17 protein-coding genes, 3 pseudogenes and 1 riboswitch are annotated in these 26,162 nt (G+C 36.3%); of the genes and pseudogenes, 8 read left to right on the top strand and 12 right to left on the bottom strand.

What is annotated here, in order from left to right; all coding sequences use genetic code 11:
- The 6 genes and pseudogenes from E1I69_RS15460 to E1I69_RS15435 form a co-directional block, all read right to left on the bottom strand.
- A pseudogene (locus tag E1I69_RS15460) lies at positions 1 to 319 on the bottom strand (glycosyl transferase); the annotation flags it as partial.
- A gap of 1 nt (position 320) precedes the next feature.
- Positions 321 to 1,445, bottom strand: coding sequence for a non-hydrolyzing UDP-N-acetylglucosamine 2-epimerase (gene wecB / locus E1I69_RS15455; RefSeq protein ID WP_136380468.1), 1,125 nt, complete (start codon positions 1,443 to 1,445; stop codon positions 321 to 323).
- 4 nt (positions 1,446 to 1,449) lie between these two features.
- Positions 1,450 to 2,559 carry a capsular polysaccharide biosynthesis protein CapF gene (locus tag E1I69_RS15450; protein WP_136380467.1) on the bottom strand — a complete coding sequence of 370 codons (1,110 nt, stop codon included), beginning with the start codon at positions 2,557 to 2,559 and terminating at the stop codon, positions 1,450 to 1,452.
- On the bottom strand, positions 2,556 to 3,578 hold the full coding sequence (locus E1I69_RS15445) for a polysaccharide biosynthesis protein (RefSeq protein ID WP_136380466.1): 1,023 nt from the start codon (positions 3,576 to 3,578) through the stop codon (positions 2,556 to 2,558). The genes E1I69_RS15450 and E1I69_RS15445 overlap by 4 nt, the downstream gene beginning before the upstream one ends.
- Positions 3,578 to 4,780 (bottom strand): glycosyltransferase family 4 protein, encoded by a 1,203-nt coding sequence (locus E1I69_RS15440; protein WP_136380465.1) that lies wholly within the window; start codon positions 4,778 to 4,780, stop codon positions 3,578 to 3,580. Before E1I69_RS15440 ends, E1I69_RS15445 begins: the two co-directional genes overlap by 1 nt.
- A gap of 228 nt (positions 4,781 to 5,008) precedes the next feature.
- On the bottom strand, positions 5,009 to 6,148 hold the full coding sequence (locus E1I69_RS15435) for a hypothetical protein (protein WP_136380464.1): 1,140 nt from the start codon (positions 6,146 to 6,148) through the stop codon (positions 5,009 to 5,011).
- A gap of 435 nt (positions 6,149 to 6,583) precedes the next feature.
- Here E1I69_RS15435 and E1I69_RS25280 point away from each other — a divergent pair, with 435 nt between their 5' ends.
- Positions 6,584 to 10,906 carry a S8 family serine peptidase gene (locus tag E1I69_RS25280; protein ID WP_136380463.1) on the top strand — a complete coding sequence of 1,441 codons (4,323 nt, stop codon included), beginning with the start codon at positions 6,584 to 6,586 and terminating at the stop codon, positions 10,904 to 10,906.
- 119 nt (positions 10,907 to 11,025) lie between these two features.
- On the opposite strand, the gene E1I69_RS15425 is transcribed toward E1I69_RS25280, so the two are convergent.
- From E1I69_RS15425 to E1I69_RS15415, 3 genes are all read right to left on the bottom strand, one after another.
- Positions 11,026 to 12,153 (bottom strand): L,D-transpeptidase family protein, encoded by a 1,128-nt coding sequence (locus E1I69_RS15425; protein ID WP_136380462.1) that lies wholly within the window; start codon positions 12,151 to 12,153, stop codon positions 11,026 to 11,028.
- Between the two features lie 140 nt (positions 12,154 to 12,293).
- Positions 12,294 to 14,573: an N-acetylmuramoyl-L-alanine amidase gene (locus tag E1I69_RS15420; protein ID WP_136380461.1), complete on the bottom strand. Its 2,280-nt coding sequence runs from the start codon at positions 14,571 to 14,573 to the stop codon at positions 12,294 to 12,296.
- A 414-nt stretch (positions 14,574 to 14,987) separates the two neighbouring features.
- The gene (locus E1I69_RS15415; RefSeq protein WP_161974914.1) at positions 14,988 to 15,287 is read right to left on the bottom strand and encodes a DUF1015 family protein; all 300 of its coding nucleotides are present in this window, start codon (positions 15,285 to 15,287) and stop codon (positions 14,988 to 14,990) included.
- Positions 15,288 to 15,290: 3 nt separating this feature from the next.
- On the opposite strand from E1I69_RS15415, the pseudogene E1I69_RS15410 reads away from it, so the two are divergent.
- From E1I69_RS15410 to E1I69_RS15395, 4 genes and pseudogenes are all read left to right on the top strand, one after another.
- Positions 15,291 to 15,452: pseudogene (locus E1I69_RS15410) on the top strand (transposase); the annotation flags it as partial.
- Between the two features lie 415 nt (positions 15,453 to 15,867).
- On the top strand, positions 15,868 to 16,827 hold the full coding sequence (locus E1I69_RS15405) for a glycosyltransferase family 2 protein (RefSeq protein ID WP_136380459.1): 960 nt from the start codon (positions 15,868 to 15,870) through the stop codon (positions 16,825 to 16,827).
- Positions 16,820 to 17,215 (top strand): GtrA family protein, encoded by a 396-nt coding sequence (locus E1I69_RS15400; protein ID WP_136380458.1) that lies wholly within the window; start codon positions 16,820 to 16,822, stop codon positions 17,213 to 17,215. The genes E1I69_RS15405 and E1I69_RS15400 overlap by 8 nt, the downstream gene beginning before the upstream one ends.
- A gap of 18 nt (positions 17,216 to 17,233) precedes the next feature.
- Positions 17,234 to 18,685 (top strand): ArnT family glycosyltransferase, encoded by a 1,452-nt coding sequence (locus E1I69_RS15395; RefSeq protein ID WP_136380457.1) that lies wholly within the window; start codon positions 17,234 to 17,236, stop codon positions 18,683 to 18,685.
- A 203-nt stretch (positions 18,686 to 18,888) separates the two neighbouring features.
- On the opposite strand, the gene E1I69_RS15390 is transcribed toward E1I69_RS15395, so the two are convergent.
- Positions 18,889 to 20,448 (bottom strand): BCCT family transporter, encoded by a 1,560-nt coding sequence (locus E1I69_RS15390; RefSeq protein ID WP_136380456.1) that lies wholly within the window; start codon positions 20,446 to 20,448, stop codon positions 18,889 to 18,891.
- The gene (locus E1I69_RS15385) at positions 20,429 to 22,222 is read right to left on the bottom strand and encodes a phosphotransferase (protein WP_207308558.1); all 1,794 of its coding nucleotides are present in this window, start codon (positions 22,220 to 22,222) and stop codon (positions 20,429 to 20,431) included. Before E1I69_RS15385 ends, E1I69_RS15390 begins: the two co-directional genes overlap by 20 nt.
- A gap of 241 nt (positions 22,223 to 22,463) precedes the next feature.
- A riboswitch (cyclic di-GMP riboswitch) is annotated at positions 22,464 to 22,550 on the top strand.
- 17 nt (positions 22,551 to 22,567) lie between these two features.
- Between E1I69_RS15385 and E1I69_RS25275 the strand changes: the two genes are divergently transcribed.
- The 3 genes and pseudogenes from E1I69_RS25275 (at position 22,568) to E1I69_RS25270 (ending at position 24,075) form a co-directional block, all read left to right on the top strand.
- Positions 22,568 to 22,699, top strand: a complete 132-nt coding sequence (locus E1I69_RS25275; protein WP_278186169.1) for a hypothetical protein — start codon at positions 22,568 to 22,570, stop codon at positions 22,697 to 22,699.
- A gap of 110 nt (positions 22,700 to 22,809) precedes the next feature.
- A pseudogene (locus E1I69_RS24830) lies at positions 22,810 to 23,367 on the top strand (peptidoglycan recognition protein family protein); the annotation flags it as partial.
- A gap of 9 nt (positions 23,368 to 23,376) precedes the next feature.
- Complete coding sequence (locus E1I69_RS25270; protein WP_136380471.1) at positions 23,377 to 24,075, top strand: N-acetylmuramoyl-L-alanine amidase family protein; 699 nt, start codon at positions 23,377 to 23,379, stop codon at positions 24,073 to 24,075.
- 40 nt (positions 24,076 to 24,115) lie between these two features.
- Here E1I69_RS25270 and E1I69_RS15375 read toward each other — a convergent pair whose 3' ends face one another.
- Entirely contained in the window at positions 24,116 to 26,131 is a 2,016-nt protein-coding gene (locus E1I69_RS15375) for a penicillin-binding transpeptidase domain-containing protein (protein ID WP_136380454.1), read from the bottom strand.
- Positions 26,132 to 26,162: the final 31 nt, after the last annotated feature.

The following is a 26,162-nucleotide window of genomic DNA, read 5'->3' as shown; positions in this document are numbered from 1 at the left end:
AGATGTGAATAAGAGACAGGCCATGTATATTGTGAAGATGAAAAATATCAGGATCTAAACTTTCCATTTTATTTATAAAAATTTTGGTGGGTTCCTTGGAACCAAATCCGTGTCTATCAAAAGTCCTGGTTTTAGCAACATGTAAATAATTGTCGGTTTTATTACCAATTTTAATAACATTATCACAATTTTTTGCTACTTCTCTACCGTATGCTACATAGCTTTCGTGACCTAATTTGGTAAGGGTATTATGAATATCTGTAGCAATCCTACCCGTACTTCCAATACCACAAACAGAGTTAATCTGGAGCACTTTCATTTTACTTACCCCAGATTACTTTATTTATGATTTTCACGTAGCTTTGGATTATCTTTACAACCTTAACTGAGACATTCTCATCTCGATAATCATTCGCTAAAATTGTTTCTTCACGATTTTCCCACATTGCCCTACTTAATTCCACAGACTGAACAATGTCTTTTTCAGTAATTCCACCAACAATAACTGTTCCTTTGTCCAATACTTCAGGTCTCTCAGTAGATGTTCGGATAAGAACACCAGGGAAACCTAAAATAGCTGATTCCTCAGAAAGAGTACCGCTATCAGATAAAGTACAAAAAGATTTCAATTGTAACTTGTTATAATCGAAGAATCCAAATGGTTTTAACTGTCTTACTAGAGGATGGAATTTAAAACCTCTTTCTTCAATCTTTTTCCAACTTCTTGGATGTGTTGAATAGATAATAGGTAATTGATAAGTCTCAGCAATATTGTTTAAAGCATTCATTAAAGAATTAAAATTATTTTCATGATCAATGTTTTCTTCACGATGTGCTGATACTAAAATATATTTTCCTTCTTCTAACCCTAATTGATTTAAAACATCACTGTTTTCAATTTTTTCGTGATGTTTCGATATTACCTCAGTCATAGGGGAGCCTGTTACAAAAACATGATCCTTTCTAATCCCCTCAGATAAGAGGTATCTTCTACTATGCTCAGTATATGCTAAGTTTATGTCGGAAGTATGATCAACAATCTTTCGGTTAATTTCCTCAGGAACATTTTGATCAAAACATCGATTTCCTGCTTCCATATGGAAAATAGGTATCTTTAATCGTTTCGCAGCGATGGCGCTTAAACAACTATTCGTGTCCCCTAAAATTAATAGTGCATCTGGCTGCTCTTCCCTTAATATCTTGTAGGATGCAGCAATGATATTCCCCATTGTTTCTCCAAGGTCATTGCCTACGACACCAAGAAAATGGTCAGGCTGTCTTAATCCTAACTCTTCAAAAAATATATCATTAAGGGTGTAATCCCAATTTTGACCAGTATGAACTAATGTATGATTAAAATATCGGTCACAAGCTTTAATTACTTCGGATAAACGTATAATTTCGGGTCTTGTACCAACAATGGTCATAACCTTCATTTTTTCCATTTCTTTAAACCTCCAAATAATAGGTATCTGGCTTCTCGGGGTCAAATATTTCACAAGCCCAAAATAGGGTAATTACTTCATCCTGACCAGTATTAGTAATGGAGTGTGTATACCCAACTGGTATATCAACTACCTCTGGTACTTCCCCATTAACTTTGTATTCTAATACTTCATCGGTACCAATTTTGCGGAATTTAATAACAGCCTCCCCTTGGATCACTAGGAATTTTTCAACCTTTGTGTGATGCCAGTGGTTTCCCCTTGTAATACCAGGCTTTGTCTTCGAAATAAAGATTTGGCCCATACTTTCTGATTTGATGAATTCCGCTAACCAACCACGATTATCTACATTCTTTTTTAAGTTATAGGAAAACTTATCTTCTGGTAAATAAGATAAGAAAGTACCGTAAAGCGCTTTGTCGAATTTACTTTGTAAAGAAGGCATCACTAACGTTTCGCGATTTCTCTTAAATGAATAAATCTTTTCAGCAAGTTCTCCTACTGTTATTTTATAAGATATTGGTACTTTACAAAATTCCCCATCCTTCGTTTCTTCACCTTTTAAAGCACGTATAAATTCAGCTAGAACATCGTCAATATAACTTAGTGTAACTTCGGATTTTGGGTCATTTATTTGAATATCAATTCCTCGAGCAATATTATGGCAAAATGTTGCCACTACACTGTTATAGTTGGGCTTTGACCACTTACCGAATAAATTCGGAAGTCTGTACACCAGTGCCTTTGCACCTGTGGTATTACTGTATTCAAACAGTAGGTCTTCTCCAGCCCTTTTACTATTACCATACGGGTTATCATTTGCTGCTTGTATAGAAGAAGTTAATAATACTGGTGCTTTATTATTATTTTTCTTTAAGAGTTCCAGTAAGGTAGATGTTAAACCGAAGTTACCTTCCATAAACTCATTTTCTTCTTTCGGTCTATTAACACCTGCTAAATGAAAAATAAAATCACACTGTTTTGTATACTCATTTAGCAATGTTTGATCACTATCTCTGTTAAACTCAAGTATATCTTCGTAGCCTTTATTCTTTAATTCAGCAACCAGGTTTCTTCCAACAAATCCCTGGGATCCTGTTACAAGTATCTTCATTTATTGTTCCAATCCCTTAACTCGTTTTGTATGTAGTCCAACTCAAGTAGTTTTCTTTTAATTTCTTCAATATTTAAAATTTGAGTATTATGTGAATTATATTCTTCTTCAGTAGAGAGCTTTAGGTCTCCTGCATCAAAATATTTACCATAGTTTAGATCTCTTTTATCTGCTGGTACCCTAAAATAGTTTTCATAATCCTCTGCAACTGCATATTCTTCTTTAGTCAGCAGTGTTTCATATTTCTTTTCTCCATGTCGTGTTCCAATGATTTTAATTTCATTATCTGCATTGAATAATTCTTTGATAGCTTGTGCTAAGTCTCCGATAGTACTCGCTGGGGATTTTTGAACCATAATATCTCCAGCCTCAGCATTTTTATATGCAAACACAACTAACTCAACTGCCTCCTCAAGACTCATTAAAAATCGAGTCATGTTAGGGTCTGTTATGGTAAGAGGTTGTCCATTCTTAATTTGATCTACAAACAATGGAATAACAGATCCTCGTGATGCCATAACATTTCCATATCTTGTGCCGCAAATAAGTGTTTTATCAGGTGAAACAGTTTTTGCCCTTGCAACAAAAACCTTTTCCATCATCGCTTTGGATATTCCCATTGCATTGATTGGATAGGCTGCTTTATCCGTAGAAAGACAAATTACCTTTTTTACGCCAAATTCAATTGCTGCTGTCAAAACATTATTTGTACCTAAAATATTTGTTTTAACTGCTTCCATGGGAAAGAACTCACAAGATGGTACTTGCTTTAATGCGGCAGCATGAAAAATATAATCTACACCATTCATCGCATTTTTCACACTTCCTAAGTCCCTTACATCACCTAGATAAAACTTTATTTTGTCATTTTTATAATACTTTCGCAGATCATCCTGTTTTTTCTCATCCCGTGAGAATATCCGTATTTCTTTCAAACCAGTATCTAGAAAACGTTTCATTACGGCATTTCCAAAAGAACCGGTACCCCCGGTTATTAATAACGTTTTGTCTGTAAACATTATGCATCCCTACCTGAAATAATTTTTTTAAACAAATGATTTAATCTTTTCATATAATTCACCTTTGAAAAATGTTGATCATAATACTTCCTAGCATTTCGACCATAAGTTTCATGCTTTTCCTTTTCATTCGTGAACTGTTTTATGAGCGTAGCGAACGTTTTATAATCTTCTGCTGAAGCGCAAAGGCCACAATCTGACTCATTTATTACTAATTGTGTCTCACCATCAATGGCTCCAAGAATTGGCTTACCTGCTGCCATATAGGACTGGACTTTATTAGGTAGCGTGTAAGAAATTACTTTATTTTCCTTTAAAGTAATTAGGAAAGCATCTGCCATTTCATAGAATCTAGGCATTTCCGTTAAAGGGTATTGTCCGTGAAAAATAACGTTAGATAACCCTAGATCTTCCGCTAGTTTTTGACATTTTTCTCTGGACGAACCGTCACCAACAATATGGAACTTTATTTGGTCTTCGTTTTTTAGCTCATTCGCTGCGAGAAGGATTGTTTCAACACTTTGCATTTCTCCTATATTTCCCGCAAATACAAGGTTTGTATTCCCATCATCGATACTTTTAGGTTTAATATTTTCAAATAGAGCCTCTGCATAAACAGGAAGGTGGGTTATGTTTTCATAAATACCCAACTTATTGTTAAAGTATTTTTCAAACAGCTTGGAGCTTGTAAAAATCCCGTTAGCACTTTTGTATATCCACTTACTGACCGGTAGTAGTATGCTGTAAATTTTACTATCTGGAGAAATACCTGCAGATGCAATACTTTCCGGCCATAGATCGTGGCAATAAATGATAAGAGGCGTTTTTGTTAGCTTTTTCACAACTATTCCTGGTATCGCCATAGTTACCGGGGAGGTTTGATACACTAAAACAACATCAAAATCTTTTTTCAAAAACAAAGCTTTTATAGAGCCAGTAATTACGAAACTGATATAGTTTAATGCAAGGCGAAGCGTTCCACTTCTCCGTTCTAAAATCCAAGAGCGATGTACCTTAACACCATTGATTATTTCATAACGTTTTTTAAACCATCTATATTCTGGTTCTACAACTCCGCTTGGATAGTTAGGAAGCCCGGTTAATACAGTCACGTCATGACCTTCCTTCGCTAATTCAAAGCATATATCGTTTACCCGAAATTGTTCAGGATAGAAGTGTTGATCTATGACAAGTATCTTCATTCATATTATCCTCTTCATGCATATTTTAATTCTAACAAGATTTGAGATTTATTTTATGTATGTATACACTCAAATATTTTATTGAATCAATTCTACTTAGAAACATAAAAGTCCACCATTAATTATAAACCAACCATTTTACGATTTTCTACCTTTTACGACAAACAATCCCTCATTTTTTTACCCAATCATGTATTATTATGTCGAAACATAAGATTCTTTCAATTTTTAGGTATCAATATTCTCTTCTGATTGTTCTGTCCTGTTATTAATAAGAGCATTCACTAAAAAAACAACTGAAGGAAAAATATATGAAAACAATGGCGAATTAGTTTCAGCAAATTGAAATGTTATAGCAAAATATAATACACCATCGGATACAGTAAAACGTTTAGAACATCTCCTCATACTAAAAAGGAGGAAACATACATAGAGTAAAAGAACTATTATTCCATTATAATTAAAAAGACTAATAAATGTGTTATGTGCTCCTGAGCCCTGAATATGCCAAACGCCTAGATTATTATTTTCAATCTTCCATATTCCGGTACCCCCAATAATTGTACTAAATGAAGAAGTAACATTTTGAATGTAGACATCCCATAAGAGGCTTCTAAATGTTAGTAATTGTATAATAAGTTCACTTTTTATGACTGCAGCTAAATAGACAAATGTAAAACCAACAATTAATAAACCCGTATAGACCAACCTTGGTCTTTTTACTTTATTAAAGATAAACATAAAGATTGGAAGTGTTACAAAAGCAACTAAAGTTGTTTTAGCACCAGAAATATAAATTAACCAAGAACCTACTATTAAAACAATAATCCTAAGTGTAATCTTTTCGTATGTAACAAACAAATAGATAAGAAATGGTGCAAGAAAAAGACCCCATGTATTCTCGTTTAAATATTGGTTCCTTTCAAATACCCCTAAAAAAAAGAAAAGTGTATAGTACAAACCAAATAAAAATGCAATGAAATAATATCGATTCAATGCGGAGCTAATTACCTTCGTACTAACAATTAGTACACCTATTACTGAAATTAACACAATTTGTATGTTTCCAAGATTCTCCGCCAGCATGTAATAATATTTTGGCAAACCAAATTTAAGCATAAAAAGAAAATTAAGAATGACAATACCAAAAATAAAGATACTATGCCAAACCTTCTTAAGCTCTATTTGAACGCTCCCAAAAAACACAACAGCTAACAAAAAGAACAAAATATAACTAACAGGCATGACTATTGTAGCAAAATTATATTCACTCTGTGAGATATATCGAAAGTAACTAGAAAATGTAGAAGTTGCAAGAATTAGCGCCAAGATCCATAACTTTATATTCCCGATTATTTTGCTATTCATTATTGGCTCCTGTAAATAAAATATTTTAAGATTTCAAGTCATTATAGCATAAATTTCCTTATCATTAATATTTTCATCATAGCGTAATAAATAATGACACCAACCCTAAGTAATATATGACTTAGAGCTAAACACTTATTCGTATTATAGTATTTTAGGTAATGGTATTTCAAATCGTTACGTATTTATACTATTTTGACAATATCCAAAAAACATTCGATTTAACTCAAAATAGATAGAGAATATGATATTTTTTTCGTTTCACGCTTTTTCGACAAAACTAGTCAAATAAATCCCAATCTTTAGACTTCTTTTAATGTGTAGAATAGTCTATAATTTAGGTGATTCGCCATATATTGCTAAAAAAGGAGGGTAAAAGTCACGGTTTTCACCTAGAATCGACAGATACATATCATAGGGGGAGTTGAAAACGCGTTGAGAGGATTTAAGAAAACACTTGCTATTTTACTAGCTGTATTCGTAGTTTTAGGAAATGGCAGTTTTGCACTAGCAAACACGAATACTGCTAAAACAGAAGAAACAGATATAGCAAAACTTCAACAACAATTAATTGATGAAATTGGTAAAGACACAAAAAAGCTAGATGATAAAGTTGATGCTGAATTAGCATTTAAGGACGATGACGAGGTAAGGGTTATCGTTGAGGTAAACGGAGAAACACCCGTAGAATCTGCTACTAAAAAAGGGGTTATGTACAAAGAGCTTTCTGATAGCTCCAAGAAATCTCTTGAAAGCGCTGCAATATCAAAACAACGTTCAGTAAAAGATGCCCTTTCTGCAAAAGGCATTCAAATGAAAGTCCATAATACGTTCACCACTTCATTTATCGGTTTTAGTGGTGAAGTAAAATTCAGTGATATTGCAAAAATCGAACAGCTATCTGGTGTTAAAAACGTCTATATCGCAAATAAATATGAAAGACCCACTCCTGATATGGACACTAGCCATGAGTTTATCCAATCCTATCAGACATGGGCAGATGCAAAATTCAAAGGTGAAGGAATGGTCGTTTCTGTTATTGATTCAGGTGTAGACCCTTCTCATAAGGATTTTGTTTTAAGTGAAGGAACAGAAGAAGCACTTACTGAAAAAGTAGTAAATGACATTATTAAAACTGAAGGATTAGTAGGTAAATACTATACGGAAAAAGTTCCATATGGTTATAACTACTATGATAAAGACTATGCAATCGTTGATGATGCTCCGGGAGCATCCATGCATGGTATGCACGTTGCAGGTACGGTTGCTGCAAATGGTGACGTAGAAAATGGCGGCATTAAAGGGGTTGCTCCTGAAGCACAGGTTTTAGGAATGAAGGTTTTCAGTAACGATCCGAACGCTCCATATACGTATTCTGATATTTACTTAAAAGCAATCGACGATTCTATTAAACTAGGTGCAGATGTACTTAACATGAGTTTAGGATCTACTGCTAGTTTCTATCTAGAAGAAAGCCCAGAGGATGTTGCCTTAACGAGAGCGGTTGATAACGGTGTTGTAGCTACTGTCTCAGCTGGTAACTCCAATCACTTAGGTGATGGATGGGATGATCCGTACTACAACAATCCTGACATCGGACTAGTTGGTGCTCCTGGTCTCAATACAGACACGATCCAAGTTGCAGCTTCAGGTAACGTGAATCACTTATATGAACATCAAGGAACTCTCGGGAATGGAAACACATTCAATGGTTATGGTGTTGATGATTGGACACAACTAGAAAACATTGAACTTGTTACATTAGGGGATAAGCTTGGCACCCCTGCAGATTATGCAAGTGTCGACGTTAAAGGAAAAGTAGTTGTTGTACCACGCGGGGATTTAACATTCTTTGACAAAACAGTTAATGCAGCTGCTGCAGGTGCTGCAGGTATTATTGTATGGAACAAAACAAATGGCGCGTTCTTTTATGACCAAGGTGGTTGGGGCATTCCATTTATGAAGGTTTCAAAATCAGCTGGAGAAGCAATTAACGCTGCAATCGCTGCAGGACATACGACGTTAACAGTTGAGCAAATTTCAAAAGAAGCAGACCCGGAAATGGGGAAAATGACAGCTTTTACATCTTGGGGAACAACTCCAAGCTTAGAATTAAAACCTGAAATTACAGCACCAGGCGGAAAAATATGGTCAACTGTGAACAATGATCAGTATACTTCAATGAACGGTACTTCCATGGCTGCCCCTCATGTTGCAGGCGGAGCAGCATTAGTTCAACAATATTTACAACAAACATATCCAGACATGGCAGTTTCTGAACGTACTCGTTTAGCAAAGGTTCTCCTTATGAACACTGCCAAGAAAATTGAAGATTCGACTGGCCAACCATTCTCACCTAGAAGACAAGGTGCCGGTATGATGCAAACATATTCAGCTGTAAGCACTGATGTTTATGTTGTTGAGAAAAATTCTGGGGAAGCAAAAGTTGAACTTAAAGAATTTAAAAACAAAACATTCACAATGTCATTTACTGCTACGAACATTTCTGATGAGAAAAAGGTTTATAGCGTTGATACAGATGTTTTAGCTGATACTTTCTATACCGATAAAGATACAGAAACTGTTTATAATGCCCTTGTGGCAGGTGACCTTGTAGGGGCAAAGGTAAATGCACCTGAAACGGTTACAATCCCAGCTAATGGTTCTGTCGATTTTTCAGTAACAGTAGATATTTCAAATGGGAAAATCTCTGGAACGGATAAAGACGGCAACGCCGTACAAATCGACTTACATGAAGATATGTTCGTAGAAGGATTCGTGACTTTAACAGAGGTTGCCAACCTTGGAGATGTGACCGTTACGGTTGCACCAAATACGTTAAATATCCCATATGTTGGTTTCTATGGTGATTGGAGTAATCCACAAATTGTAGATGGTTTTACTACTTTAGGACAAGAACGTTTCTTTGACCTTAAGTATTTATTTGGAGCTGTGGTTCCTGAAATGCTAGAAAAGAAAGATGGAGGTACGTTCATTGATACGGTAGCTTATGGTGAAGATGGTAAGGTTGTATATCCAGTTTCTCCAAATGCTGACGGATACCTTGATGATATTTTCCCACTTCCATCATTCTTACGTAATGCAACAGATGTTCAGTTCAATATTACGGATGGAGAAGGTAGCTTACTACGTACAATTAACGCAGAAAGATATGTAAGAAAAACATTTTCATCAAACGGAACTATTCCATTCTCCTACAACGAGGCTCGTGCTTGGAACGGTCAATTGAATGGAAAAATGGCAGAAGACGGACTGTACTATTATGAAATTAAGGCGAAAGCAGATGATGGCGCTGATGCCGAATGGCAATCAACCCAAATCCCGGTATACCTAGACACGACTGCTCCTGAAGTTGAGATTTCTTTTGACAGCGAAACGGCTACGCTATCTTGGGAGATTGAGGAGGAAGGCGTAGGAACTGCTGCTATTGGCGTATTTGTTAATGGTACGTTATTAAACGGGAAGCTAATCGATCCTTCTGTTACTTCTATTAATCTAGGAGATTTCGATGTAGATTCTAAGACATTGTTTGAGGTTGCTGCTCTTGATCATGCATTTAATACAGGTTCAGCACATCTAGTAATTAATGATCTTCAAAAGCCAGTTCTATATGTTGACGAAGAAACACCTGAAGCTTTTGGCGTTTATAAGGAAAGAAAAGTACCTGTTAAAGGTTCAATCGCAGAGGATTTTGTTCTTGAATCCTTAACAGTAAATGACAAGGAAACTGAGTTTAAGCTTAACTCTAAAACTAATCTTTTCGATTTTGAAACTGTTGTAACATTTGACAGTGATGGTCAAAAAGATGTAATCGTTAAAGCAACAGACGCCAGCGGAAACTCACATCAGATTAATCGTGTCGTCTTTATTGATACGACTGCACCAGAAATTGATGTTGTTGTACCAGAGGTTAAATATGGTCAAAAAGAGGTTAATGTAACGGTTAACATGAAGGACAATATTAACTCTCTATCTCTTTATCTAGGTGATAATCACCTATTAACCTACGAAGATACAAAAAAATTAACGGGTGAACCTATTGAAAAATCACATGTTGTGAAGTTAGCCCTTGTACAAGGTGAAAACAACTTTACTTTTAAAGCAGTGGATATTGCCGGAAATGAAACAGTGAAGGTTGTTAAAATCACTGTTCCAGAAAAAGAAGAAAAACCTGAAGAGCCTACAAAGCCTGAAGAGCCTACAAAGCCTGAAGAACCTACTAAACCTGAAGAACCAAAAACACCTGTTAAAACAGGTTGGGTTTTAAAGGATGGTAAGTGGTACTTCAACGACTCTAACGGTAAAGCAAAGACTGGTTGGATTCAAGATAAAGGTAAATGGTACTTTATGAATAAAACTGGTGTAATGCAAACTGGTTGGGTTCTCGATGGTGGTAAATGGTACTACTTAAAGAACTCAGGTGCTATGGCTACTGGATGGATCTTCGATGGTGGTAAATGGTACTTCCTAAAAGGCTCAGGTGCTATGGCTACCGGGTGGGTTCACGATGGTGGTAAATGGTACTTCCTAAAAGGCTCAGGTGCTATGGCTACTGGATGGGTAAAAGATAGCGGTAAATGGTATTTCTTAACAAGCAGTGGTACTATGGCTACTGGTTGGGTATATACAGGCGGTTCTTGGTATTACCTTAACAGTGGTGGCGACATGGTAACTGGCACTAAGAAAATTAATGGTAAATGGTATACATTCTCCCCAAGTGGAGTTTGGATTAAGTAAACCATTATAAAACAGGCGGGCAGTTATTTCTAACTGCCTGCTTTTTTATGTATGTAATCTATGATGCTCGTAAACATATAAAAACGTACAACAAATCGTTGTACGTCAATGGATCTAGCTTATTCTATTTTTGACACCTCGTGGATCCAAACTCCATCCTTCCCCATAAAATAGCTACCTACATACATATCAGTTGCCATCTTACCGTTATTTAAAAGATAGTACCACTTTTCATTTTCCTGATGCCAGCCGGTTTTCATTTCTCCAGATGTTTCAAGATAATACCAGTTTCCACCTTGCCTTAACCAGCCTGAGTGCATAGCACCTGACGGTTGTAAATAATACCATTGTTGATTGCTTAGCAGCCAACCTGTCATCATTTCTCCAGAACGATTCAGATAATAGGTTGTGTTTCCATCCGCAAACCACCCTGACTTCATTGCACCTGTTTCATTTAGGAAGTACCAATGTCTACCATCCTTCACCCAGCCTGTTTTCATGACACCATTTTGGGCAAGATAATACCACGAGTTGCCGGACATTATCCAACCGGTTTTCATTTCTCCAGAAGAATCAAGGTAGTACCATACATCATGGTCTGCCAGCCAACCTGTTTTCATGACTCCTCCATCATCAAGGTAATACCAGTTGTTATTGGTGTAGATCCATCCTGTCATCTTTACTCCATTTTTATAATAAAACCAATCCCCATTTTCCTTTGCCCATCCGTGGTTTTCTACAATGTACCCGTTGGATGATGCAATAGAGTTAAAATTATGATCAGTATTCGTAATAATAACTGGAGTGTAAAGCTTTACCCGTTCAAACAGCCATCTAATTTCTTCATTATGCATCCTTACACAACCAGAGGTTATGTATTTCCCAATGGTGTTCGGGTTATTGTTCCCGTGAATGGCATAAGTCGTTCCATATGTCCCTCTCGCATCTAATCCTAACCACCGATCACCAAGTGGATTTCGAGGATCGCCCCCAGGGACTTTGCCTGTATAATATGGGCGATTTTTAATTTTATTCACAATCTTGAAGGTGCCTTCTGGCGTTAATGAAAGGTTTCTACCGGTTCCTACCTTGAACTCCCTGACCAATTTCCCATTTTCATAAAAGGCCATTTCATTGGTTCTTTTGTTAATGATTACCAACTGGGAGTCGGTCGTTGCCTCAACCTGATTCGAATAAAGAAAAAAACCTGCTAAAAAGATAATCATTACCAAAATACTTTTTCTCATAGTAAACCCCTTTATCGTTTTGATAGTCCTATTTTACTATTCTAAAAGTGGCTTTTTTGTCATATTTTGGTTGTCATTTTAAATCTTTTTATCAAAATTAAAAGGAACCAGCCAATAGACTGGTTCCTCATATGGTTAATCTATTTAAAGAATGAATCTAATCCTTTTACAAGACCAGATACTAGCTTGTTCTGGTAATTATCACTTAAAAGATTCGAAAGTTCATTACTGTTTGTTATAAATCCAAGCTCAACTAATACAGCAGGTGCATTATTACCTCTAATTACGGCAAAGTCAGCATCTTTTACATTTCTGTTAACCGCAGCAGTTGTTCCGATTAAAGAGCTTTGTAGATCAGAAGCTAAATCTTTACTTTCTGTAGGTAAAACACCTTGTACCGAATTCCAAAACGTCTCAATTCCTTGCGCCGAGCTTCCAGCTGCATTGGTATGTAGACTAATAAAGACGTGTGGTTTGATTGAATTTGAGATTTGTACTCTTTCTGATAAAGATAGAAATACATCCGTATTCCTTGTCATATACACTGTAGCACCACGGGCTTCAAGAGCATCTCTTAGTTTATGCCCTACTTGTAAAACAATATTTTTTTCATAATAACGCCGCGATACTGATACAGCACCTGAATCATGTCCGCCATGCCCTGGATCTAACACAATTACTTTACCAGCAAGGTCTCCTGCTGAAGGAATCCAGGCTCCACTTGAATTGAAATAGTATTGAACACCATCAATGGTTACCCAACCAACCTGCATAACACCATCTGCATTTAGATAATAACGTTTATTTCGGTCTGTTAACCAGCCAGTTTGAACAACACCATCTGATTTTGCATAATACCATTTACCTGCATCATATACCCAACCCGTTTTATATGTACCGTCTGGGTTTAGGAAGTATTTTTTACTGCCCTCCTCGATGACACCGGTTTGAACAATTCCTTCTTCATTTGCAAAATAACGTTTACCGTTCACAGTATGCCAACCTGTGGAGAGAATTCCTTCATTATTGAACAGATAGTTAACTCCGTCAATCTCCTTTACGCCCACAGCTGGTTGACCATTTGAGTCAAAATAATATTTTTTATTTTGATCTGTTTGCCAGCCAGTTTGGACGATACCTTCACTATTGGCTACATATCGTTTGCCATTTATCGTTTGCCAACCTGTGGATAATATGCCTTCGTTATTGAATAAGTAGTTCACTCCACTAATATTCTTTACACCAACTGCAGGTTGACCATTCGAATCAAAATAATAGTTGTTTCCTCCATCTGTTTGCCAGCCTGTTTGGACAACACCTGCACTATTGGCTACATATCGCTTGCCGTTTACTGTTTGCCAACCTGTGGATAATACGCCATCGTTATTGAATAAGTAATTCACTCCACTAATATTCTTTACACCAACTGTAGGTTGACCATTTGAATCAAAATAATACTTGTTTCCTCCATCTGTTTGCCAGCCGGTTTGGGCAATCCCTGCACTATTCGCTAAATATCGTTTGCCGTTTACAGTTTGCCAGCCTGAAGAAAGCTTGCCTTCACTGTTAAAAAGATAGTTTACTCCATCAACCTTTGAAACACCCGTTGCAGCTTCACCGCTTGGCTTTAAGTAATACTTACTACTTCCTTGGGTAAGCCAACCTGTCTTCATGGCGCCGCCGGGGCCAAAAAAGTAGCGTTTCCCGTTGTCTGTTACCCAATTTGTAGCCATTGATCCACTTGAGTTCATATAATACCAAGTTCCGCCATCTCTTACCCAGCCAGTCGCCATGGCTCCACTGGAATGCAGGTAGTACCATGCATTACCGTCCAAAAACCAACCGTCGGTTCTCATTGCTCCGCTTGGGTTTAAATAGTACCAGGTTTTTCCGTCAAGTGCCCAACCTGTGGCCATGGCTCCACTAGGTTTCATATAGTACCAAGTTCCACCATCTCTTACCCAACCAGTCGCCATGGCTCCGCTGGAGTGTAGATAGTACCAGGCGTTCCCGTTCTTAAACCAACCACCGGTTCTCATTGCCCCACTTGGGTTTAAATAATACCAGGTTTTTCCGTCAAGTGCCCAACCTGTGGCCATCGCACCGCTCGGTTTCATATAGTACCAAGTTCCGCCGTCTCTCACCCAACCGGTAGCCATTGCACCACTGGAATGCAGATAGTACCATGGACCATCCTTTAGCCAACCGGTTTTCATCGCACCATCTGCACGATTCATATAGTACCAATTGCTCCCATCAAATACCCAGCCCTTGGCTAGATTACCATTTTGATAATAATACCAAGTGCTTCCGCTAGATTTCCAACCCGACGCAGCTGCATAGGTTTTCTCGTTCGCAAAACCAAATAACAAGGTGAAAACTATCATAGACAGGGTTAAAAATCTAATGTTCCTAAACAACGACTATTGACCTCCTTTTTGTTAACCTCTTATAGGAAAAGATTATCCTCTTAAAATATCGACAAAATCCGTAATTTTTTTAGTGTTTACTACAATATGTATCGGTAAAATGTTCTATCGTAAGAAGGATAACGGAATTCCAAAAATGAGGGGATTTGATTAACCACTTTATCTGCATAAAAAATAGTAGCTTGTATTATTCTACCAAATGGACATCTCTAAATCTACAAAACTTGACAAAGTACGCATAACAAATCGGAAAAATTTACACATCAAAATTAGGGCAACTCTACTAGGGGGCAATAATCAATAATCAATAAACGTAAAAAAGCACAAATCTTTTTTGAGATCTGTGCTCCTTACATATTTAGATTCTGATTTTGGGACGATGTACCTGTCCCCGTGTCCCATGTGTTATTTGTATTGCTTGAAGATGAGGAAAGTTGGGAATTTTGGTGAGAACCAGGTTGATTTGGGCGGCATAATTGAGTTATGATCGGCGCTTTCAATGAATTCATCTTGACCAATTGGATAGGTTTCGATTATCACATCTTTTTCCTCAGGGGCTTGTCTATATTTTTCTAGTTCTAAAGATGACAAATATTTTAAACTGCCTGTGTCAAAAATGCGAAAGGCTTGTGAGATAATTTGAGAATTTAATCGATAAATATCGTTATTCCAAAATGCAACGGAATTTAAATCAATTAACTTCACTAAAGTACAAATTCATTAGAACGATTGAACCAGGAAGTCCGGCGAAGAGAAAGAGTCATAAGAATTTTTCCTCACACTCAATCTGCCTTTTGCCTAATTGGAGCTGTATTAATGGACTATGAAGAGAAACAATTGAGGAAAAAACTACCTATCAAAAAGAGATAGAGCGCGAAATTTGTATTGGTTGGAGGGGGTACCCCCTTCCAACCAATACAAATCAATCCCTTTACACAAATAAATCTAATATCCTGATAAATATAGTTAGTCATAGAATTAATTTTACAAAAAATTAAGGGCTTGACTCATGAATTTCTCCTTTTTACGCAAAAAACCCATTTTAGTGGTAATCTTCATTTGCTAATAAGGTCGTTAAATCGATTATTGTTTTGCATAAGCCAGTCCTGGGAAACCAGTCTTCGTGTCCGTTAAAGTATATTTCTACAGTGTGAAGACAATCTTATTTATTATAAAACAAATTGCACAAGGAAAATAATTATGTAAAATAGATTAAGTATCCAACTTGAATTGCTCGTGAAATTTCTAACAACAAAATGTTTATGATTTAAAGGGGATTGAAAGAATGAAGCAAATAACGATACTTATTCCTGCCTATAACGAGGAAGAGGTTCTTCACCAATTATATCAGAGGTTAAACACAGTAGCTGATAATGTTAAAAAGTATTCATTTGAATTTTTATTTGTTAATGATGGGAGTAAAGACAATACTTTAAATATTTTAAAAGAACTTCGTAAACATGACCGAAGAATTTCATATGTGGATTTATCTAGAAATTTTGGAAAAGAAATTGCCATGATTGCTGGATTTGATTATGCAACAGGTGACGCCGTTGTAATTATTGATGCGGATTTACAAGACCCTCCTGAATTAATTCCCGAGATGATTTATTATTGGGAGCAAGGTTATGATGATATCTACGCAAAAAGACGCAATCGTGCCGGAGAAACCTGGTTGAAAAAATGGACAGCAAACAAATTTTATGGGATTCTACAAAAAACAACAAAAATTGAAATACAGGAAAACACCGGAGATTTCCGGCTATTAGATCGAAGATGTGTGAATGCTTTAAGGGAAATGAGGGAGTCCCAGCGGTATACAAAAGGAATGTTTAGTTGGATTGGCTTTAATAAAAAGGAAATTTTATTTGATAGAGATCCTCGAGCAGCAGGTGAATCAAAATGGAATTATTTCAAGCTTTTTGACTTAGCGATTGAAGGGCTTACTTCCTTTACTACAGCCCCATTACGTATTTCTGCCTTTTTTGGATTCACCATTTCTTTTGCCGCCTTCATCTATATGATGTGGATAATTATTAAAACATTAATGTGGGATGAACCGGTTTCAGGTTATCCTTCCCTTATGACCGTTATTTTATTTTTAGGTGGAATCCAACTACTATCACTAGGAGTGATTGGAGAATACCTTGGCCGCATATTTAATGAAACCAAGAACCGCCCTTTATATTATGTAAATGTATATAATGATGAGAAGGTAAGAAGCTGGGTTGAAACAAATGTTTAATAAAACAATTGTAAACTATGTTATTTTCGGGATACTAACAACGGTTGTTAATATTTCAGTATTCTCATTGTTTGTGAAGATATTTAATATAGATTATATGTTCTCTAGTACACTCGCATGGATTATATCTGTACTTTTTGCTTTTATAACAAATAAGGTATATGTGTTCAACAGTCAAACAGTAGCATATGTTGATATTTTAAAGGAACTAATCAATTTTAGTTTTTTTAGGATTCTTTCTTTAGGTGTAGATTTAGTTATTATGTATTTATTGATTGATATATTTAATACAGATGAAATTTTTGCGAAAGTCATTGCAAATGTAGTAGTTGTTATAATGAACTATGTTTCCAGTAAATATTTTACCTTCCGGAATAGAAGGAGTTAAGAAATTAGGAGCTTGAATATGGAGATTAAATATCAGTGGCTAGGATGGTTTTCAACTAAGTTAATTCAAATCCTGTGTATTCTATTTTTTGCAGGTGCATTACTCTTTTCATTTAAGAATGGAATGGATATCTACCTCTCGAAAAGAGATATCCAATTATTTGTAGGCCCCCTTCTTATCGGAATCATTGCTTTGGGGTTATATATATTATTCGTCAATCGGTATATATCCAATAAGGTTTTTCTTTTGTTACTTATTGTTTTTTCCTTTTTACTTAGACTCGGCTGGGTTCTGTTGATAAAAACACCACCTGAATCTGATTTTTTAATTCTTTATCGTGCTGCTATTGATGCAGCTAAGGGTGATTTTAGTTTTTCTGAAACATTATACTTTAGTAGCTGGGTCTACCAAATTGGTTTTACTATGTTTCAAGCACTTATTATAAGTTTATTTGGCAAAAGTTTATTTATCCTAAAATTTTTAAATATCCTTTTTACCGTAGGAATAGTTGTAGTAATTTATTTAATCGCTAGAAAATTAGTTAACGAAACAGCAGGAAGGATTGCCGGCTTACTATATGCTGTGTACCCTTCTAGCATTGCAATGACTTCTGTTTTAACTAACGATCATTTGTCTACATTATTATTTTACCTAGGCTTCTATTTAATTATCACAATAAAAAGGAATACGTTAAAAGCTGGTTTACTTATCGGACTGTTAATCGGGTTAGGAAATATTATTAGACCTCTTGGCAGTCTAATCCTACTTGCTATTTTGCTATATTTTTTAGTCTATAAAATAATTTTAGCTAATAAAGATCAAAGAATGCCCGCAATTCGTTCAATTATAGGGATATTTGCTTCCTACTTCATAATTATGAATGTTGTGAGTTATGCATTTATTGCGGGTGGAGTAACGGATTATCCTTTGTCCAATCGTGCGCCATATTGGAAATTTCTTGTCGGGTTTAACCATGAAACCAAGGGTAACTATTCGGCTGAGGATTCAGCCTATATGTCTAAATTTGCACTTGGGGCAGAACGAGATAGCATTGAAAAAGACCTTGTTTTAGAAAGATTATCTGATAAAAAACAAGTTTTAATGCTATTCTACGACAAATTTCAAATTATGTGGGGATATAGAGATTCCTCAATCATTTGGAGCATGAGTAAAGTAGACATGCCTTTCTATTTTCACAGAGTCAAAATTTTTGAACATAGTATATACCTTTTTATGCTCTTTTTATCTCTTATCTCTATGCTGAAATTAAAACCAAAAAATGGTTTATTGTTGTTTATGATTCTAACTTTAGGATATGTTTCCGTTCACTTTTTAATTGAAATCCAAACTAGATATCGGTATTTTATCATCCCTACTTTTGCTATGCTAGCAGGTGGTGGATTTACTTATATCCTTGGCAAATTTAATATTGCTAAGAATAAGAAGATTACTGGAGAGAATAAAGTTTAACATTACTTAGAAATAAAGTAGTTCATTATTGGGGACAAAGAAATTGGCAAAGACTCCAAAATGGACTACTTTATTAATTTTACTTAATTTCATTACTATTTTATGTGCTTTATCCAAGAATTCTAGTTTTTATTAAAAACCCCTTTTAGATGTTACTTTCATTACCTAAAAGGGGTTCGTTTAATCGATGATTCACTTGAATTCTAGTCCTGGGACGAGGAACCTGTCCCCGTGTCCCTGCTTATATCTTTAAGGAAGCTGTAGATAACGATGCCCATGATGATGGCTAATGGGAATGCCGCGACGATCGATATCGTTTGAAGCATGGTTAGTGTTGTTTCGTTAAAGATTAGGGCTATTGGCAGGATGATAAAGATCAATGCCCAGAATACTCGAATATATTTTGGTGGTTCTTGACCTGCTTCTAATTTTTTCAATGAGTATTCGGAAACGACTAGGGTTAATGCATCAAATGTACTTGCATAAAAAGCTATCATAGCTAATGCTAATAAGCCAAGTGCAACTCCACTAATTGGAAGTTGATTAAAAATCTGAATGATAACTTCAGATGGTGAAGCACCAGAGGCTAACATACCAGATGCATCTACCTTTCCATGTGTTTGCTGATAAAGCCCAAAGTTACCAAATACAATAAATGAAGTGAACGTTCCTAATAAACCTGCTGTAAATCCACCAACAATCGTTTGTTTAATCGTACGTCCTTCTGAAATTTTACCGATAAAGAACGGAGTCGCCACAAACCACGCAATCCAATAAGCCCAGTAGAAAACAGTCCAGTCTTGTGGGAAACCTGAACCACCCTCACCAGAAACTCGAAGTGGATCCATCCAAGTAGACATGCTGAAAAAGTCATTTATTAATTTACCAATTCCAGTTACACCACTTTCGATGATGAACTTCGTTGGTCCAAAAATTAAGAAGACAGCAATTAATGTAATGAATATCCCAACACAGATTTTTGCTAGTTGTGAAATCCCCTTAAGACCTACTGTTACAGCAACCGTATATACCAAAGCTATGATAACCAAAATAATAATGGTTAAAACGTTACTTTGCGGGATACCAAGGGTTGAAGACACCGTTAATGAAAGCAAAGGTGTTGCTAGTGAGAAAGTCGTTGCTGTTCCAGCTAAAAGACCTACAATTGAAAAAATATCAATTGCTTTTCCTAACACTCCATCTGCCCGAGAACCGATTGTAGAACGACAAGCCTCTGATAAGGTTTGTCGTTTTCGATTCTTTACAAAAATCATATATCCATAGGCAACTGCAGGCAGTAGATAAAAGCTCCATGGGATAGGTCCCCAGTGGAATAACGGGTAGGAAGAAGCAAAATCTTGTTTTTGTGCAAGACTTGGATTTTCAATACCGAATGGATTTGCCCCAAAATAATAAGCCCATTCAATTAAAGACCAATATAAAATATCCGCTGCCATTGTTGAGGTGAAAATCATAGCACCCCAACTAAATGTATTAAATCGTGGCTTTTCAAGATTACCCAATTTCACATTCCCAAAGCGAGAAAATGCAAGCCAAATGGATACTAAAAATACACCTAGTCCAAAAATCATATAAAAGGAACCAAATTCCCCAACAAAAATACTTCTTAAAAACTCAATAGCATGCCCACTTTGATTTGGAAACAAAAACAAGACCGTAGAAATAACAATAATTAATAGTAATGGACCTATCGTGAGTACCCAATCAATTTCTTGTCCTTTTTTATTTTTTTGCAAACCCATAATTCATTTCCCCCATTAGATCCATACTTTTTTTATAATATTTTTTTGAATATCGATACATATTGAGCGTGTAGTCCCCAAACTTAACACCAAGTGATTGTTTGTATAGAGCCCACAACGACCATAAAAGTCCACCTAATGCTACATAGATATAGATCCGGAGGCGTTCTTCCTGTGTTGGTCCACCCTCACCAAAATAATAACTCAAGATTTTTTCTAGCTGATTCTCATCATACTGTCCGTATATATAAATCATCGCAAGATCAATAAGCGGATCAGCCATACCCGCATATTCCCAATCCACCAATTTCATATCTCCATTTGGCAAAACAAGAAAATTATCGACATGTGCATCGATATGACAAAACGCTTTTGGTTTGTCCATATTCTTAACGATCGAAAGGAGTTCTCCCATTCTAGCACGCACAAGCGAATAATCTTCAAATAAGATGGCATCCTTTTCTTTACAGATTTCTTCATAGAAGAGAATCAGTTTCTCCAGGCTAAAGTTATGAGGAACAGCAATATTACTTTCGTGAAGCTGTTTTAAAATACCTATCCACTTCTTTGCTTCTTCCTCATTATGAATATCTACATTTCGAGCATCTGATTCAAACTCGGATATTTTTATCCCACTTTTTGGATCTATATAAATAATATTTTCCGTAATATTTAATTCCATCGCAGCCTGTATACTTTGATATTCTTCGGCACGGTTAATCAATTTTTCAGTGCCTTCTCCCGGAATTCGACAAATATACTTTTTCGTATCAATCTCAAATAAAAAAGAACGATTGGTCATGCCGATTTTAATAGGTTTAATATTTTTTATCTGATCTTCTCTCACCTTAAAAATGAATGAAAGTAAGGACATCACTTCATTTTTCGATTGTTCTCGATAAGTTGAATCGAAATCCCGAAGTTCTTCAAGACTTTCAAACTCATACACAACGCCTGGTTCTTGACGATTGATTGTCATTTTGAGTTCAGTGAGGTTGTCTTTTAAAATGTGCTCCCAATAAAAATCTTCCGTTCCAGGCTGAAAGTAGGCTTGTTCCAAAAGTGGCACTAACTTGTCCGAAAATTCCTTATTAAAAAAGGCAGGACCATACATATGCCATGCATTTGTGCCACCAATCTCAATGTTTGTGATACGATCCTTTTTATCGGTAAATAAACACCATTCGCCTGTTTCTCCTTCAGATTTTACAGCACTATACCAGCTTTCGAATTCATACGTATTGTATAAATTCTTCGTCATAAAATTATCACTTGATAAAATATAGGTGTTTTTTAATAAATGGCGAACATGATAAAGTGTGGCTAAATTGTTTTTCGTATCATATTCTTCATTGTATATAAGCTTCACCCCATACTTATCAACCAGATATTCAAACTTTTCCTTTAAATATCCCACAACAATTGTTATGTCTGTTATAGAAGCCTCTAATAATTGCTTAATTTGACGTTCGATCATTCTTTCACCAAAGACCTCTAGTAACCCCTTTGGAGTTTCATAGGTTAGCGGTACAAACCGAGAACCAAAGCCAGCAGCCATTACAATCGCATTATCAACCCGATATTCCTCTAGAAGCTTATGCGCATTTTTTGTCAATACATAGCCATTATTCTCTTTTATTAAAAGACCTTCTTCTAATAATGATTGAAATAATTTATTCGTTTTCCCTAAAGAAATATTACATAGTCTTGATATATCTCTTTGGGTGACATTTTCTGTTCGATTGCATTCTCTTAGTATTTTAAATTTTTCCACGTTCATTTCGACACCTTTTTCATATGTTTTATTTAAACTTACATTAACAATTGTTCATTTTCAATACTTTTTTTATGGAAATGAACAAAATATTGAAATCTATAGGTATTTTTACTTAATTATGTTTCCCTAACATAGAAATGAGATTAATTTTTGTTTTTCACAAAAACAAACTGGGTCTTTCTACCCATTCACAACTCGTCGATTTATGTCGATAATAATAGAGAATTTGGGTTTTTTCGTTGGAAAATAGCAATATCACTGAAAAGTGGTGCACGCAAAACTAAAGGGGCTAACGTCCTATTGACTAAGCCAGCCAGTTGCCAAAAAACGAGGAGGATAAAAATGACTACATGGGTTACACCTGAAGAGATGGAAAAGAAACGAAAAAGAAATAAGGTTCTCTTATATATTTCAGTTCCAATTCTAGCCATCATCATTAGTGCAGCTACGACATTACTCGCAAATAACTTTTAATACTATGTAAAAGGTCCAATAAGTGGTTGACTATCACTTATTGGACCTTTTCTTTTCATAAAACCTTTCGATTGTTGTAACATTCTTTACATTTTGATTACTTAGGGGCGATGTCTATACACACTTTAGATTATTTTCATATAGTAATCAAAAAGGAGGATTTTCGGGTGAGTTACCATATAACCAGGGATTATATCCGATTGGGAAATTCCCGGTCGGGTCAAAAACTAAGTGGTGTTAAGTTTATTGTAAGTCACGATACAGGAAATCCCGGCTCGACAGCTTATCAAAATATGAATTATTTTAATAGACAACAACCATCTGCTTCGGCACATACTTTTGTCGATGATCAATATATATTAGAAATTATCCCGGTTGATGAAAAAGCTTGGCATGTCCGTTACAATATCACAAAAGACAATCAATTGTACGGTGCTAATGCGAATGATGCAGCAATTGGAGTTGAATTTTGTTTTGGAGGTTCGATTAATTTCCAACAGTCATATAACCGTTATGTTTGGTACCACGCATATTTATGCCAAAAATTTAATTTAGATCCACAAAAGCATATAGTTGCTCACAGCTATTTAGACCCCTCAAGAAGATCAGATCCCCAAAGCGCATTTAGCCGAAACGGTGTTACTTGGGACCAATTTATTAAGGATGTGAGGAATGCGATGAATACGAATGGGGGAAGTAGCAGCGGGGGAACTAGTAGTGCTTCGAGTACCAATGGATGGCGAAAAATAGACAGCAAATGGTATTTCTATAAAAACGGTGTGAAACAAACAGGTTGGCTTTTGGATAAAAGCAAATGGTATTTTCTTGATTCAAATGGTGTGATGCAAACAGGATGGATAAAAGATGATGGCAAATGGTACTTCTTGGATTCTGACGGTGTAATGGCTACCGGATGGAAAAAGGTAAACGGAAAATGGTACTTCTTAGACTCAAAAGGCGTCATGCAAACAGGTTGGCTTAAAGATGATGAAAAGTGGTACTACTTGGATTCTGACGGGGCAATGGCGACCGGATGGAAAAAGGTAAACGGGAAATGGTACTTTCTTGACTCAGACGGCGTCATGCAGACTGGATGGCTAAAGGATGACGAAAAATGGTACTACTTGGATTCTGATGGGGCAATGGCGACTGGTTGGAAAAAAGTAAACGGGAAATGGTACTTTCTTGACTCAGACGGCGTCATGCAGACTGGATGGCTAAAAGATAATACCAAGTGGTACTATTTAAACTCAAGTGGTGAAATGGCAACAGGTATTATCCAAACTGATGGCAACTATTACGCATTAAAAGATAATGGAGAAATGCTTGCGAACACATCAATTCCAGTTGAATCAAACGGAGCGTTAAAGATATAAAAAATGGAGTATAGCTTCACACTATCCTCCATTTTTATTACTATTTTAATACGGTTTCAAATACTGCTTTCACTTTCGGTGTCACGTCATGACTTCCGTTCTTCACATCTTCAATGAGCATGGCTACTAGAAGGCTTGGATTTTCAGTGTTAACAGCAACAAATAATCCATTTTCTTTGCCATCTTCATCCTTCGTTGCTTTAAGTTCAGCAGTTCCTGTTTTACCGGCAATTTTAACCCCATCAATTCTTGCATCCTGGGCAGTACCATTTGAATCTTCTACCACTTGCACCAAATCGTCAAGAATGACTTGAGCAGTTTCAGGAGTTATGACATTTTCCTTCCAAACCTCAGCTTCCGCTCCATCTAGGAGGAGCCGAGGTTTTATTAAGTTTCCTGAATTTAATAGTGGCGTGTAGGAAATTGCCAAATGTACCGGGTTCATTTCGAGTTGACCTTGGCCATAACCCGTATCTGCAGTCAGTATTTCTGTTTTTAATCCTTCGTTTGAAATTTTCGATTCATATAATGGGTATTCGAATGGAAAAGATTCTCCAAATCCATATTTTTTTAATTCCGTTTCAAATCGTTCCCCGCCAATTCCAAGTGCGGCTTGCGCGAAATAAATGTTGTCAGAATATACGAATGCGTCTCTCAAGTTAACTGGCTTTCCTGGGTCTGCCACTCTTGTAATCGAATAGCCTCCCCAGGAACTATCTTTTTGCCACTGCTTCCCTGTTATATTTATAGATGTTTCTGGTGTTATCACTTGATTCTCTAGTGCGATTCCTGCTGTGATTGGTTTAAACGTTGAACCAGGTGCATAAGTTGCACCGAAACGATTAATTAATGGTTTTAGTGGGTCTTCATTTAATTGATTCCATTCTTCAGTTGATATTCCAAGTACGAACGAGTTTGAGTCAAAGGACGGGCTACTCACTAGGGCAAGTGCCTCTCCTGTTAAGGGGTGAATGGCAGCTGCTGCGCCGGCATTCCCTCGAATCTGATCATATGCAACAAGTTGAACATCAATATCAATGGCTAAAGTAATCGTTTCTCCATCTTTAGCCGTTTTTTCCGCGAGAGTGACTTCCCCTTTGTCATTTGCCTTTTTAATGTATACCTTCGCTCCTTTTTCTCCTCGTAAACGGTCCTCTAATACCATCTCCAGGCCTTTTTTACCGACAACATCATTTGCTGTATACCCCTTTTCCTCAAGGGATTTTAAATCTTCCGCTGTTACATTTCCAATATAACCGATTAAATGTGCAGTCGCTTCTTTAAATGGATATACCCGGGAATCAACCTTTTTCGATAGTACTCCATTAAGTTGGGTTACTTGTGTTGCTAATTCCTGTTCTTGCAAGGAGAGCCTTTTTATTGGCACAAAATAATCCGGTTTGACCCAAGAAGCATTTAATGCTTTTTCGACTGACTCAGGTGTCAGTTTTAATTTTTCCGCAACAGTAGCAATCGTAGAATCCTTATTTTCACCAAGATCCTGTGGAACTAAGCCAATTTCATACACAAGGCCATTTTCAGCTAAAGCGACGCCATTTCTGTCCACTATTTCCCCACGCGTCGGTGAAGTAATGGAAATCCCTATCTCATCCCCCTCCTCCATGTCAGGAAGGAACATTGCTGGCTTCCATTTGATAGCCCATTTCTTTTCATCGTCTTTTTCTTCGAGAACCAATGTGGCTTTTTCCGTAAAGTTAATTGGACCAGCAATCGTTTCCATCGAAAGATCATATGAGAAAGTCACTTCACCGTTATCGTTAGGTTTTACTTCCTCTTCTGGTTTTTTAAACTTTACCTTTAAATCATGGACGTCTATGTCTTTGTATATCTTCGTAAACCTATCTACAAATTCATCTTTCTTAACTGTTTCTTTTACATCCGTTGAAAATTGGTCATAAACATTACTAAAATCCTGCTTTTCCCAATCCTTAATAAATCCCTCAAAGCGATCTTCCGGAATTGGATCCTTATTACATCCGGTTAACAAAATGATGCTAAATGTAAGACTCATTACTAACCATATGTATCGTTTCATTACTTTTCCCACCCTTCTCATATTTACCCTT

The sequence above is a fragment of the Bacillus timonensis genome, assembly GCF_004799755.1.
Classification (GTDB): Bacteria; Bacillota; Bacilli; order Bacillales; family Bacillaceae_L; genus Ferdinandcohnia; species Ferdinandcohnia timonensis_A.
This window is presented reverse-complemented; position numbering and strand designations above follow the sequence as displayed.